The organism is Cupriavidus sp. 21MJTG02-4, assembly GCF_057798975.1.
Genome location: NZ_JBYOJP010000012.1, coordinates 135832 through 149003 on the forward strand (window position 1 = coordinate 135832; position 13172 = coordinate 149003).

At 67.1% G+C, this 13172-nt stretch carries 10 protein-coding genes; 9 read left to right on the top strand and 1 reads right to left on the bottom strand.

From position 1 onward, the window contains the following. Positions 1–37: 37 nt before the first annotated feature. The gene (locus AC3FKH_RS22870; RefSeq protein ID WP_483731699.1) at positions 38–832 is read right to left on the bottom strand and encodes a class I SAM-dependent methyltransferase; all 795 of its coding nucleotides are present in this window, start codon (positions 830–832) and stop codon (positions 38–40) included. A 12-nt stretch (positions 833–844) separates the two neighbouring features. On the opposite strand from AC3FKH_RS22870, the gene gloB reads away from it, so the two are divergent. From gloB to AC3FKH_RS22915, 9 genes are all read left to right on the top strand, one after another. Next, positions 845–1645, top strand: coding sequence for a hydroxyacylglutathione hydrolase (gene gloB, locus AC3FKH_RS22875; RefSeq protein ID WP_488678050.1), 801 nt, complete (start codon positions 845–847; stop codon positions 1643–1645). Between the two features lie 131 nt (positions 1646–1776). Further along, on the top strand, positions 1777–3435 hold the full coding sequence (locus tag AC3FKH_RS22880) for a transglycosylase SLT domain-containing protein (RefSeq protein WP_488678052.1): 1659 nt from the start codon (positions 1777–1779) through the stop codon (positions 3433–3435). Between the two features lie 174 nt (positions 3436–3609). Next, on the top strand, positions 3610–5502 hold the full coding sequence (locus tag AC3FKH_RS22885; RefSeq protein WP_488678054.1) for a propionate--CoA ligase: 1893 nt from the start codon (positions 3610–3612) through the stop codon (positions 5500–5502). Between the two features lie 183 nt (positions 5503–5685). After that, complete coding sequence (locus tag AC3FKH_RS22890; protein ID WP_488678056.1) at positions 5686–8055, top strand: bifunctional salicylyl-CoA 5-hydroxylase/oxidoreductase; 2370 nt, start codon at positions 5686–5688, stop codon at positions 8053–8055. 2 nt (positions 8056–8057) lie between these two features. Further along, a complete protein-coding gene (locus AC3FKH_RS22895) occupies positions 8058–8855 on the top strand; it encodes an SDR family NAD(P)-dependent oxidoreductase (RefSeq protein WP_488678058.1) in 798 nt (265 codons plus the stop codon). Positions 8856–8919: 64 nt separating this feature from the next. Beyond that, positions 8920–9771, top strand: coding sequence for an enoyl-CoA hydratase family protein (locus tag AC3FKH_RS22900; RefSeq protein WP_488678060.1), 852 nt, complete (start codon positions 8920–8922; stop codon positions 9769–9771). 33 nt (positions 9772–9804) lie between these two features. Beyond that, positions 9805–10971, top strand: a complete 1167-nt coding sequence (locus tag AC3FKH_RS22905; RefSeq protein ID WP_488678061.1) for an acyl-CoA dehydrogenase family protein — start codon at positions 9805–9807, stop codon at positions 10969–10971. Positions 10972–11017: 46 nt separating this feature from the next. Then, entirely contained in the window at positions 11018–12694 is a 1677-nt protein-coding gene (locus tag AC3FKH_RS22910; protein ID WP_488678062.1) for an AMP-binding protein, read from the top strand. Beyond that, complete coding sequence (locus AC3FKH_RS22915; RefSeq protein WP_488678063.1) at positions 12691–13140, top strand: acyl-CoA thioesterase; 450 nt, start codon at positions 12691–12693, stop codon at positions 13138–13140. The genes AC3FKH_RS22910 and AC3FKH_RS22915 overlap by 4 nt, the downstream gene beginning before the upstream one ends. Positions 13141–13172 lie beyond the last annotated feature (32 nt).

A 13172-nucleotide genomic window follows, 5' to 3' on the forward strand; every position in this document is an offset into this window, starting at 1 on the left:
GTCCAGGGCTGCCGCAGGGTTGATGTGCGCGCCGGGATCAGCAGTCGTCGCCGGGCGTCTTGCCGTGTGTGCCAGTCGGGGTCGCCACCGGAGAGGCCACCGGCGTCAGGGCGGCCTTGGCGGTCTTCCAGGCCGGGCCGACCAGGCGGATATTGCGCACGCGCTTGACCGCGGAAATCATGTACACGGCGCCAAAGATCGGCCACCAGCGGTCGCCGGCCTTTTCCATGAAATTGGCGCGCTGCAGCCAGCGGTCGGTGCGGTATGGCGGGCAGTAGCAGCCGAAGCGGCCGCGAATGATGTCAAAGCCCAGCAGCTTGAGCCAGTCCTTGATGCGCACAAAGCCGATCGATTGCGCATCGGTGGGCAGGAACGGCATGGCGCCCAGGCGGTTCAGGCCCTGGCGCGCGCCCCACAGGCTCATCGGGTTGAAGCACGTCACCACGACGCGGCCCTCGGGCATCAGCACGCGCGAGATCTCGCGCAGCACTTCGTGCGGGTCCTCGGCGAACTCGAGCACGTGGGGCAGGGTGGCAAGGTCTATGCTCTGCGTATCGAATGGCAGCTCGTCGAACCGGCACAGCAGCTGGCGCGCATCGGGATGCGCCGCGCGCGGCCCGTGCGGGCCGCTGGCAGGATCGAGCGCGAGCGCCGAAAACGGCATCCGGTTTTCGCGCAGGGTGTCGATCACGGGCAGGCCCATCTGGACCGCGTGATAGCCGAAGATATCCGTCACGATCCGGTCGTATTGCTGCGCCTCCCATCGGAGCATGTATTGCCCGGGAGGCGAAGCCAGCCAGTCTTCCCAGCTTACAATCGGACGGTCAGCCATAGGAGTACACGCATGTTGAAGGTGGAGCCGATCCCGGCATTTCAGGATAACTATATCTGGGCCATCCACGACGGCCGCACTGCCGCCGTGGTCGATCCCGGCGAGGCGGCGCCGGTGGAGCGGTTCCTCGTGGACAAAGGCCTGGCTCTGGGCGCTATTGTAATCACCCATCACCATGGCGATCACCAGGGTGGCGTGGCGGCGTTGCTCGCCTCGCACCCGGCTGCCCCCGACGGCGAGCCGATGCCCGTGATCGGGCCGGCAGGCGAGCGTATCGGCGCGCGCACGCAGGCCGTGCGCGAAGGCGACATGGTGACGTTGCAGGCGCCCGCGCTGCAACTGCGCGTGCTCGATGTGCCGGGCCATACCGCAGGCCATGTCGCCTATGTCGGAGAGTTGCCCGGCGCCGGCCCGGTCGTGTTCTGCGGCGATACCCTGTTTGCCACCGGCTGCGGCCGCCTGTTCGAAGGTACCCCGGCGCAGATGCTGTCGTCGCTGGACAAGCTGGCTTCGCTGCCGGGCGAAACGCGTGTCTACTGCGCGCACGAATACACGCGCAGCAATGTGCGCTTTGCGCGCGCGGTCGAGCCCGGCAATGCGGCGCTGGCGGCCTGGGATGCGCGCGTCGAGGCCTTGCGCGCGCAAGGCCAGCCGACCGTGCCCTCCACCATTGCGCTGGAGCGCGAGGTCAATCCGTTCCTGCGTTCGCGCGAGCCCGCGGTGCGTTCGGCCGTGCAGGCGCAGGGAGGCAGCGTAGCCGGCGATGCGGAGGCCTTTGGCGCCTTGCGGGGCTGGAAAGACAATTTCCGCTGAACAGCATCACGACAGGGCTCGAGGCGGTTCGCGCCGGCTTCATAGCCTTGCCCAATGGAAAATCTCATTGACGCGAAAGCCTGTTTTTTTTAGCATCACGCAAACTTTTAGCGTCACAATTCGAGAATTTAATGAAATTTGGTCGATTACTGGCGGTGTTTGCAAGCGTGGCGCTGCTGGCTGCCTGCGCCAGCACGCCCACACCGCCCGGCGCCGATGCGTCCGGCGTCCCGACCGCCTTGACTTCCTCGCGCAGCGGCAAGGATCCGCTGAACTCGCTCAGCGCCGACAAGACCGTCGCGCCTGGCGCCGTCAAGATCAACCCTGATCAGCCCGGCCTGGACTGGCTGCGCGGCCCGTCCTCCGATATCTGGGACCGCATCCGCCGGGGCTTCGCCATGCAGGACCTGGAAGGCACGCTGGTGGATGACCGCACGCAGTGGTACGCGCAACGCCCGGAATACATGGAGCGCATGGTGGCCCGGTCGAGCCGCTACCTGTATCACATCGTCGAGGAACTGGAGCGGCGCAATATGCCGACCGAGCTGGCGTTGCTGCCGTTCGTCGAAAGCGCGTTCAATCCGCAGGCGCAATCGAGCGCCAAGGCGGCGGGCATGTGGCAGTTCATCCCGAGCACCGGCAAGTCCTACAACCTGAAGCAGAACATGTTCCGGGACGAGCGCCGCGATGTGCTGGCCTCGACCGACGCGGCGCTCGATTATCTCCAGCGCCTCTATGACATGTTCGGCGACTGGCACCTCGCGCTGGCGGCGTACAACTGGGGCGAAGGGGCGGTGTCGCGCGCGATCGCGCGCAACCAGGCGCGTGGCCTGCCGACGGACTACGCCAGCCTTACGATGCCCAACGAGACGCGCTACTACGTGCCCAAGCTGCAGGCGGTGAAGAACATCATTGCCAATCCGGCGGCCTACGGCGTGCGGTTGCCCGAGATCCCGGACCATCCATACTTCGTCACGGTCACCACGAGCCGCGATATCGACGTCAAGCTCGCGGCCAAGCTGGCCAATATGTCGCTGGAAGAATTCAAGGCGCTGAACCCGTCGTTCAACCAGCCGGTCATCCTGGGCGCTTCGAACCCGCAGATCCTGCTGCCGTTCGATAACGCCGAACGCTTCCAGTACAACCTGAACACCTATCGCGGCGGCTTGTCGAGCTGGACCGCGGTGACGGTGGACAACCGAGAGCGCGTGGAAGCGCTCGCGGCGCGCCTGAACATTGACCCGGACACGCTGCGCGAGATCAACAGCATTCCGCGCGGCATGCGGCTGAAGGCCGGCTCGACGGTGATGATCCCGCGCTCGGGTCCCCACGACCAGGACATCAGCGCGACGCTGGCCGACAGCGCCATGCTGGCGATGGAGCCCGACCTGCCCGATGCGCGCCGCGTGGTGGTGCGCGCGGGCCGCCGGGATACCGTCACCTCGGTGGCACACCGCTACGGCGTGTCGACCGGTCAGGTGCAATCGTGGAACAAGCTGTCCGGCACCAAGCTGGTGGCGGGACAAAGTCTTGTGCTGATGGTGCCGGTCCGCGCCCGCGGGGCGGCCAGGGCCGCACGTGCGGAGCCGGCTGCCGACAAGCCCGAAGTGGTGCACGTGTCGTCGCCTGCACGGGGCAAGGCCACAGCGCGCAAGCGCATGACGGTGGAAGCCGCGCCACGGCAGGCAGCCGGCAAGAGTTCGGGAGCGCCGCGTGCTTCGGCGGCCAAGGCTGCACCGACGGTGAAGGCGTCGTCCAAGGGCAGTTCCAAGGCCGCCAAGACCCGCTAAGACGCGGCATGAACGGTAAAACGGGGCGTTGCCGGCGGCTCGCCCCGTTTTTTGTTGCCCGGGCGTCGCTGTGCGATGTGGCGCATGCCCGTCCTGCCGGGGGCGCACAGGATGCCGTGCCGGTGGCAAACTAGCAGGATGATAACTATCCGCACGACGCGGAGGAGACCTGCCATGACGGCAAGCCATGCCGTGCATGCCCGTTCGCTGGCCGACCCCGATGGGTTCTGGGCCGAACAGGCGCAGCGCATCGATTGGGAAACCCCGTTCGGAGAAGTGCTGGACAACAGCCGCGCGCCCTTTACGCGCTGGTTCGTCGGCGGGCGCACGAACCTGTGCCACAACGCCGTGGACCGGCACCTGGCCACGCGCGCCCAACAGCCGGCGCTGGTCTGGGTGTCGACCGAAACCGAGCAGGAGCGCACCTTTACCTACGCCCAGCTGCACGACGAAGTCATCCGCATGGCAGCGACCTTGCAGGGGCTGGGCGTGCGCAAGGGCGACCGCGTGCTGATCTACATGCCGATGATTCCGGAGGCGGCGTTCGCCATGCTGGCGTGCGCTCGCATCGGCGCGATCCATTCGGTGGTGTTCGGCGGCTTTGCCTCGGTCAGCCTGGCGGCCCGCATCGACGACGCGCAGCCGCGTGTGATCGTCAGCGCCGACGCCGGCTCGCGGGCCGGCAAGGTGGTGCCATACAAGCCACTGCTCGACGAGGCCATCCGGCTATCCGGACACAAGCCCGAGAAGGTGCTGCTGGTCGACCGCCAGCTCGCCGACATGCCGCGCGTCGCGGGCCGCGACGAAGACTACGCGGCCTGGCGTGAACGCGTGGCCGGTACCGAAGTGCCATGCGTCTGGCTGGAATCGTCCGAGCCGTCCTACGTGCTCTACACGTCAGGGACTACCGGCAAGCCCAAGGGCGTGCAGCGCGACACCGGCGGCTACGCGGTGGCGCTGGCGACCTCGATGGAGTACATCTTCTGCGGCAAGGCTGGCGACACCATGTTCACGGCGTCGGACATCGGCTGGGTTGTCGGGCACAGCTACATCGTCTATGGCCCGCTGCTGGCCGGCATGACCACGCTGATGTACGAGGGCACGCCGATCCGCCCCGACGGCGGCATCCTCTGGCGACTGGTCGAGAAGTACAAGGTCAACCTGATGTTCAGCGCGCCCACGGCAATCCGCGTGCTGAAGAAGCAGGACCCCGCCTTCCTGACGAAATACGATCTATCGAGCCTGCGGCTGCTGTTCCTGGCCGGCGAGCCGCTCGACGAGCCGACCGCGCGCTGGATCCAGGATGGCATCGGCAAACCGGTGGTCGACAACTACTGGCAGACGGAATCGGGCTGGCCGATCATCGCCATCCAGCGCGGCATCGCGGTGCTGCCGCCCAAGCTCGGCTCCCCGGGCGTGCCGGCCTATGGCTATGACCTGCGCATCGTGGACGAGACTACAGGCGAAGAATGCGCCCCCGGGCAGAAGGGCGTGGTGGCCATCGACGGTCCGTTGCCGCCTGGCTGCATGAGCACCGTGTGGGGCGACGACGAACGCTTCGTGCGGACTTACTGGTCTGCGGTGCCGAACCGACTGTGCTATTCGACCTTCGACTGGGGCGTGCGCGACAAGGATGGCTACGTGTTCATCCTGGGCCGTACCGACGACGTCATCAACGTAGCCGGGCACCGGCTGGGCACGCGCGAGATCGAGGAAAGCCTGTCATCGCACTCAGGCGTGGCAGAGGTCGCAGTCGTGGGCGTGCAGGACGCGCTCAAGGGGCAAGTGGCGATGGGCTTCTGCATTGCCCGTGACGCCGCGCGCACCGCGACGCCCGAGGCGCGGCTCGCGTTCGAGGGCGAACTGATGAAGACGGTGGAGCAACAGCTTGGCGCGGTTGCGCGCCCCGCGCGCGTCTTCTTCGTCAACGTCCTGCCCAAGACGCGCTCGGGCAAATTGCTGCGGCGCGCCATCCAGGCCGTGGCGGAAGGGCGTGATCCGGGCGATCTCACCACGATCGAGGACCCCACCGCGCTGGAACAGTTGCTGTCCGCCCTGAAGGGTTGAGCGCAGCCTCCGAGGCTACGCCACGGAGGCCGATGAAGCTCACGATGTGCGCCGGCCGGAGCACATCGCAAATTCGGCTTGCACACGTCGCGCATGCGGACTAATATTTGAAGCATAAAATATTTAGACATGATTTAGATGCGCGCTCCCGCCTGCGGCGGGCAGCCCGGCAGGAGGCGACAGATGCGAGTGCTTTGTATTGGCGGCGGCCCGGCAGGCTTGTACTTCGGCCTGTTGATGAAGCTGCAGGACCCCGACAACGAAGTCGTGGTGGTGGAGCGCAACCGCCCCTACGACACCTTCGGCTGGGGCGTGGTGTTCTCCGACGCCACCATGGACAACCTGAAGCAGGCCGACCCGGTCAGCGCCGTCGAGATCAACGAGGCCTTCAACCACTGGGACGACATCGACATCCACATTGGCGGCCGCACCATCCGTTCGGGCGGCCATGGCTTTATCGGCATCGGCCGCAAGCGGCTGCTCAATATCCTGCAGGCGCGCTGCGAAGCGCTTGGCGTGAAGCTGGTATTCGAGACCGATGTCAGCGACGACCAGGCGCTGGCCATGCAGTACCGGGCCGACCTCGTCATCGCCTCGGACGGCCTGAACAGCCGCATCCGTACGCGCTACGCCGAAACCTTCCAGCCCGATATCGACACGCGCCAGTGCCGCTTTGTCTGGCTCGGCACGCACAAGCTGTTCGACGCCTTTACCTTTGCCTTCGAGAAGACCGAGCACGGCTGGTTCCAGGCCCATGCGTACCGCTTCGACGACAACACCTCCACGTTCATCGTGGAGACGCCCGAGGAAGTCTGGCGCGCTGCAGGCATCGAGCAGATGAGCCAGGAAGAGGGCGTGGCATATTGCGAGAAAATCTTCGCCAGATACCTCGATGGCAACAAGCTGATCAGCAACGCCACCCACCTGCGCGGCTCGGCGAACTGGATTCGCTTCCCGCGCGTGATCTGCAAGCGCTGGGTGCACTGGAATACGCTGCCCGACGGCCGCCGCGTGCCGGTGGTGCTGATGGGCGATGCCGCGCATACGGCGCACTTCTCGATCGGCTCCGGCACCAAGCTGGCGCTGGAAGATTCCATCGACCTGGCCATGGAGATCGCCGGCGCCGGCCCGTCCGCGCACGATGCCTTGCCGGCGGCGCTGGAGCGCTACGAGGCCACCCGCAGCGTCGAGGTGCTGAAGATCCAGAACGCCGCGCGCAATTCCACCGAGTGGTTCGAGAACGTCGAGCGCTATGCGGCGCTGCAACCCGAGCAGTTCGCCTATTCGCTGCTGACGCGTTCGCAGCGCATCTCGCACGAGAACCTGCGTGCGCGCGATGCTGGCTATGTGCAGAAGTTCGAGCACTGGCTGGCAGCCCAGGCCGGCGTGCCGGCCGAGACGCTGCGCCTGCGTGAAGACAAGCCGGTGCCGCCCATGTTCACGCCTTTCCGCGTGCGCGGCGTGACGCTGAAGAATCGCGTGGTGGTATCGCCGATGGCGATGTATTCGAGCGTGGACGGCGTGCCGGGCGATTTCCATTTGGTGCATCTCGGCTCGCGCGCACTCGGCGGCGCCGGCATGGTGGTGGCCGAGATGACCTGCGTCTCGCCCGATGCGCGCATCACGCCGGGCTGCCCCGGTTTGTGGAACGATGCGCAGCGCGATGCCTGGAAGCGCATCGTCGATTTCGTCCATGCCAACAGCGATGCGCGCATCGCCATGCAGCTCGGCCATGCCGGGCGCAAGGGTTCGACGCAGCTCGGCTGGGAGGCCATGGATCATCCGCTGCCGCAGGACAACTGGCCGCTGCTGTCGGCGTCGCCGATCCCGTACCTGCCCGGCGAATCGCAGGTGCCGCGCGAGATGACGCGCGACGACATGGACCGCGTGCGCGATGACTTCGTCGGGGCCGCGTGCCGTGCCGCGGACGCCGGTTTCGACTGGCTCGAACTGCACTGCGCCCACGGCTACCTGCTGTCGGCGTTCATCTCGCCGCTGTCGAACCAGCGCACCGACGCGTATGGCGGCACGCTCGCCAACCGCCTGCGCTATCCGCTCGAAGTGTTCGCGGCGGTGCGTGCGGTGTGGCCGCAGGACAAGCCCATGTCGGTGCGCATCTCCGCGCACGACTGGGTCGAGGGCGGCATCACGCCGGACGATGCCGTGGAGATCGCGCGGGCCTTCAAGGCGGCCGGCGCCGACATGATCGATTGCTCGTCCGGCCAGGTCAGCCCCGACCAGGCGCCGGTGTACGGCCGCATGTACCAGACGCCGTTTGCCGACCGCATCCGCAACGAGGCGAATATTCCGACCATCGCCGTGGGCGCGATCTTCGAGGCCGACCATGTCGACAGCATCATCGCGGCCGGCCGCGCCGACCTGTGTGCCGTGGCGCGCCCGCACCTGGCCGATCCGGCCTGGACGCTGCATGAAGCGGCCAAGCTTGGCTATCGCGACGTGAGCTGGCCGCGCCAGTATGAAGCCGGCAAGCGCCAGCTCGAAACCAACCTGGAACGCGCTGCGGCCCTGGCTCGCGGCGTGGTGGAGCATTGACGATGGCAGTCGATTCCCTGCAAGGGCGGCACGCGTTGGTGACCGGCGGCGGCCGCGGCATCGGCGCGGCGATTGCGCGCCGGCTGCTGGTTGAAGGCGCCAGCGTCACGCTGGTGGGCCGCGATGTGCAGGTACTGGAACGTGCAGCGGACGAACTGCGTGCGCTGTTGGCCGATGGCGCTGTACTGACAGCGGTCCCGGCGGATATCAGCGATGCGGACAGCGTCACCGCCGCGTTCTCCGTTGCGCAGTCCAAGGCGGGTCCGGTCAGCGTGCTCGTGAACAACGCCGGCCAGGCGCACAGCGCGCCGTTCGGCAAGACCAGCCTGGCGCTGTGGCAGCGCATGATGGACGTCAACCTGACCGGTACCTTCCTGTGCACGCAGGCCGCGCTGCCCGCCATGACGGCGGCCGGATGGGGGCGCATCGTCAACGTCGCCAGCACTGCGGGCCTGGTCGGCTACGGCTACGTCAGCGCCTATTGCGCGGCCAAGCACGGCGTGATCGGGCTGACGCGCGCGCTGGCGCTGGAGACGGCGCGCAGCGGCGTGACCGTCAACGCGGTGTGCCCCGGCTATACGGAAACCGACATCGTGCGCGATGCCGTGGCCAATATCATCGACAAGACCGGCCGCACCGAAGCCGAGGCACGCGCCGAACTGGCCGCGCGCAATCCGCAGCGCCGCCTGGTGCAGCCCGACGAAGTGGCGGACGCCGTGGCATGGCTGTGCCGCCCGTCGGCCAGCGCGATCACAGGACAGGCGATCGCCGTGGCGGGCGGGGAAGTGATGACCGGATAAGCGCGGCAGCGCCAGCGAACACGGCGGCGGATCGCGTTGCCCACCGAACTGACAGAGAGAGAACATGACCGATATTGCACTCGACATGCGCCACCACAAGCGCAGCTTCGCGGACTACAAGCCGAAACACTTCCTGTGGTCCGTCTCGGGCGACGGCAAGGTGGCCACCATCACGCTGAATCGGCCGGAACGCAAGAACCCGCTGACGTTCGACTCCTACGCCGAGTTGCGCGACCTGTTCCGCGCGCTGTGCTATGCCAGCGATATCAAGACCGTGGTGGTCACGGGCGCCGGCGGCAATTTCTGCTCCGGTGGCGACGTGCACGAGATCATCGGCCCGCTCACGAAGATGAGCATGCCCGAACTGCTCGATTTCACGCGCATGACCGGCGATCTCGTCAAGGCCATGCGTGCCTGCCCGCAGCCTGTCATCAGCGCGATCGACGGCATCTGCGCGGGCGCTGGCGCGATGATGGCGCTGGCCTCCGACATGCGCGTGGGGACGGCACAGGCCAAAACCGCGTTCCTGTTCGTGCGCGTGGGCCTGGCCGGCGCCGACATGGGCGCATGCTCGCTGCTGCCGCGCGTGATCGGGCAGGGCCGCGCCAGCGAACTGCTCTACACCGGCCGCGTGATGACGGCCGAGGAGGGTTTGCAGTGGGGCTTCTTCAACGCGCTGCATGCGCCGGACAAGGTCCTGGCCGAGGCGCACGCGCTCGCCGCGCAACTTGCCGCGGGCCCGACCTTCGCGCACGGCGTGACCAAGAAGCTGCTGCACCAGGAGTGGAATATGGGTCTCGATGAAGCGATCGAGGCGGAAGCCGAAGCGCAGGCCATCTGCATGCAGACGCGTGACTTCCGACGTGCCTACGAGGCCTTTGTCGCCAAGGGCAAGCCTGTGTTCGAAGGCGACTGACAGCGACTGAAGCGCGAACCAAAGGGATTCCCGATGTCCGACAAGACCTATCTAGACCTGCCGCTGCTCGACGACTCGCACCGTGTGCTGGAGCGCGAGCTGGACGCGTGGTGCGCGGCCAGCCTGAAGGTGGATCACAGCGATACCGACGCGGCCTGCCGCGCACTGGTGCGCCAGCTCGGTGAAGCCGGCTGGCTGCGTTACTGCGTGCCGGCCGAGCATGGCGGCGCCTTGCCGAAGCTCGATTCGCGTTCGCTGTGCCTGCTGCGCGAAACGCTGGCGCGCCATGATGGCCTCGCCGATTTTGCCTTCGCCATGCAGGGCCTGGGTTCCGGCGCGATTTCGCTTGCCGGCAACCCCGGGATCCGCGAACGCTACCTGCCGCGCGTGGCGCGCGGCGAGGCCATTGCAGCCTTTGCCTTGTCCGAGCCGGACGCCGGTTCCGACGTGGCGGCGATGCAGTGCAGCGCGCGGCTGGACGCTGACGGCAGCCACTATGTGATCGATGGCGCCAAGACCTGGATCTCCAACGGCGGCATTGCCGATTTCTACTGCGTGTTCGTGCGCACCGGCGAAGCGCCTGGCGCGCGAGGCATCTCCGCCTTCGTGGTCGATGCCGACACGCCGGGCCTGAGCATCGCCGAACGCATCGACGTGATGGCGCCGCATCCGCTGGCCACGCTGCGCTTCGACAACTGCCGCGTGCCGGTGGCCAACCGCCTCGGCGAACCTGGGCAGGGCTTCAAGGTGGCGATGATGACGCTGGACATCTTCCGCGCCTCGGTGGCGGCGGCCGCGCTCGGCTTTGGCCGTGCCGCGCTCGACGAAGCCCTTGCGCGTGCTCGCGCACGGCCGATGTTCGGCGGCGTGCTGGCGGACCTGCAACTCACGCAAGCCGCTATCGGCGACATGGCGACTGACATCGATGCGGCGGCGCTGCTGACCTATCGCGCGGCCTGGCTGCGCGATGTGAAGGGCGTGCGCACCACGCGCGAGGCGGCCATGGCGAAGATGGTGGCCACGGAAAACGCGCAGCAGGTGATCGACCGCGCGGTGCAGATGTTCGGCGGCCTCGGCGTCAAGGTTGGCACGCGCGTGGAAGGGCTCTATCGCGAGATCCGCTCGCTGCGCATCTACGAAGGCGCCACCGAAGTGCAGAAGCTGATCATCGCGCGCGAAACGCTTGCGGCGGCAGGCTGAGCACGGCACCCATCAAGTCAGCGACACAGCAGACAGGAGACAAGTCATGGCGACCACCGCCCATCTCGATACCTTCGCCCGCGACCGGCTGCCCCCGCCGCAGGCGTGGCCGGAATTCCGCTTCAACGCGGATACGGACTATCCCGAGCGCCTGAACTGCGCCGTGGAACTGATTGACCGGCACGTGCGCGAAGGCCACGGCGGACGCGTAGCGATCCGTCACCGGCGCGATGGCGGCATCGAGACCATCACCTACGCACAACTGGCGGCGCTGAGCAACCGCATCGCCCATGTGCTGACCGAGGACATGGGCCTGGTGCCGGGCAACCGCGTGCTGCTGCGCGGACCGAACAACGTCATGATGGCGGCGAGCTGGCTGGGGACCATCAAGGCGGGGCTGATCGCCGTGCCCACCATGCCGCTGCTGCGCGCGAAGGAGCTCAAGCAGATCATCGACAAGGCACAGGTCACCGCGGCGCTGTGCGATGTGCGGCTGCGCGAGGACCTGGAGGCGAACCGGCAAGCCGGTGGCGAGTTTCACTGCCCGAGCCTGACGCAGGCGCTGTACTTCAACGGCGAAGGCGAGGGTTCGCTGGAAGCCGCGATGGCCGGCAAGCCGGACACGTTCAATGCCTGCGACACGGCAGCCGACGACGTATGCCTGATCGCCTTCACGAGCGGCACGACCGGCCAGCCCAAGGGCACGGTCCACTTCCACCGCGACGTGCTGGCGATGTGCGACCTGTTCCCGCGCCACGTACTGCGGCCTGAGCCGGATGACATTTTCTGCGGCACGCCGCCTATCGCCTTCACGTTCGGGCTGGGTGGCATCCTGTGCTTTCCGTGGCGCATTGGCGCCAGCACCGTGCTGGCCGAGAAGCTCACGCCCGACGGTCTGCTGGAACTGATTGCGGACTTCCGCGCGACCATCGTATGCACCGCGCCGACCTTCTATCGCCAGATGGCAGCGCTGGCGTCGCGCTACGACCTGCGCAGCCTGAAGAAAAGCGTGTCGGCCGGCGAGGCGCTGCCCGATGCGACGCGCCAGGCGTGGAAGGCCGCCACGGGCATCGAGATGACCGATGGCATCGGCGGCACGGAGATGATGCACATCTTCATTTCGAGCGCGGGCGCCGAGGTGAGGCCGGGCGCTATCGGCAAGGTCGTGCCGGGCTACATCGCGCAGATCGTCGACGAGGACATGCAGCCGGTGCCTCCGGGCACGGTCGGCAAGCTGGCGGTGCGTGGCCCGACGGGCTGCCGCTACCTGGACGACCCGCGCCAGGCCAACTACGTGAAGGCCGGATGGAACCTGCCCGGCGACACGTTCTACATGGATGAGGACGGCTACTACTTCTACCAGGCCCGTTCCGACGACATGATCATTTCCGCCGGCTATAACATCGCCGGCCCCGAGGTGGAAGGCACGCTGATGCAGCACAAGGACGTGGCGGAGTGCGGCGTGGTCGGCGCGCCGGACGCGGAGCGCGGCCAGGTGGTGACGGCCTACGTCGTGCTGCGCGAAGGCGTGGAGGCCAGCGACGCTACGCGCGCTGCGCTGCAGGACTACGTGAAGCGCCAGATCGCGCCTTACAAATATCCGCGGCGCATCGTCTTCGTGCCGGCTTTGCCGCGCACGGAAACCGGCAAGCTGCAGCGTTTCCGGCTGCGCCAGCTGGCGGAGCAGGGCAATGGCGGCGGGGCCGGGGCCGCCAAGCCATGAACGACGTGTTCCGCAACACCGTGCTGGTGCGCTTTGGCCATTGCGATGCTGCCGGCATCGTGTTCTATCCGCGCTACTTCGAGATGCTTAACGACTTCATCGAAGACTGGTTTGCCGACGCGCTCGGCTGGCCTTTCAGTGCCATGCACGGTACGGGGCATGCCGGCGTACCGACCGCCGATCTGCGCTGCCGCTTCGTCGCGCCCAGCCGTCTGGGCGAATCGCTCACGCGTGAACTGCGCGTGCTGAAGCTGGGGCAATCGAGCTTCACGGTGCAGGTGCGGTTCATTGGCCCCGACTGCGGCTTGCGACTGGAAGTGACGCAGCGGCTTGTCTGCGTCGACACGGGCGAGATCGCGCCAAGACCGTTGCCAGAGCCGGTGCGGCACGCCATGACGCAGTACCTGGATGCCAGCCTGGCCGCACCGGCCGGCCGGGGCATTTGAAGAAAGCTATTCGAGTAACCGAGACCTCAGGA

Coding starts and splice junctions, on each gene's coding strand:
- AC3FKH_RS22870 (WP_483731699.1), bottom strand. CDS start 832: ATGGCTGACCGTCCGATTGTAAGCTGGGAAGACTGGCTGGCTTCGCCT.
- gloB (WP_488678050.1), top strand. CDS start 845: ATGTTGAAGGTGGAGCCGATCCCGGCATTTCAGGATAACTATATCTGG.
- AC3FKH_RS22880 (WP_488678052.1), top strand. CDS start 1,777: ATGAAATTTGGTCGATTACTGGCGGTGTTTGCAAGCGTGGCGCTGCTG.
- AC3FKH_RS22885 (WP_488678054.1), top strand. CDS start 3,610: ATGACGGCAAGCCATGCCGTGCATGCCCGTTCGCTGGCCGACCCCGAT.
- AC3FKH_RS22890 (WP_488678056.1), top strand. CDS start 5,686: ATGCGAGTGCTTTGTATTGGCGGCGGCCCGGCAGGCTTGTACTTCGGC.
- AC3FKH_RS22895 (WP_488678058.1), top strand. CDS start 8,058: ATGGCAGTCGATTCCCTGCAAGGGCGGCACGCGTTGGTGACCGGCGGC.
- AC3FKH_RS22900 (WP_488678060.1), top strand. CDS start 8,920: ATGACCGATATTGCACTCGACATGCGCCACCACAAGCGCAGCTTCGCG.
- AC3FKH_RS22905 (WP_488678061.1), top strand. CDS start 9,805: ATGTCCGACAAGACCTATCTAGACCTGCCGCTGCTCGACGACTCGCAC.
- AC3FKH_RS22910 (WP_488678062.1), top strand. CDS start 11,018: ATGGCGACCACCGCCCATCTCGATACCTTCGCCCGCGACCGGCTGCCC.
- AC3FKH_RS22915 (WP_488678063.1), top strand. CDS start 12,691: ATGAACGACGTGTTCCGCAACACCGTGCTGGTGCGCTTTGGCCATTGC.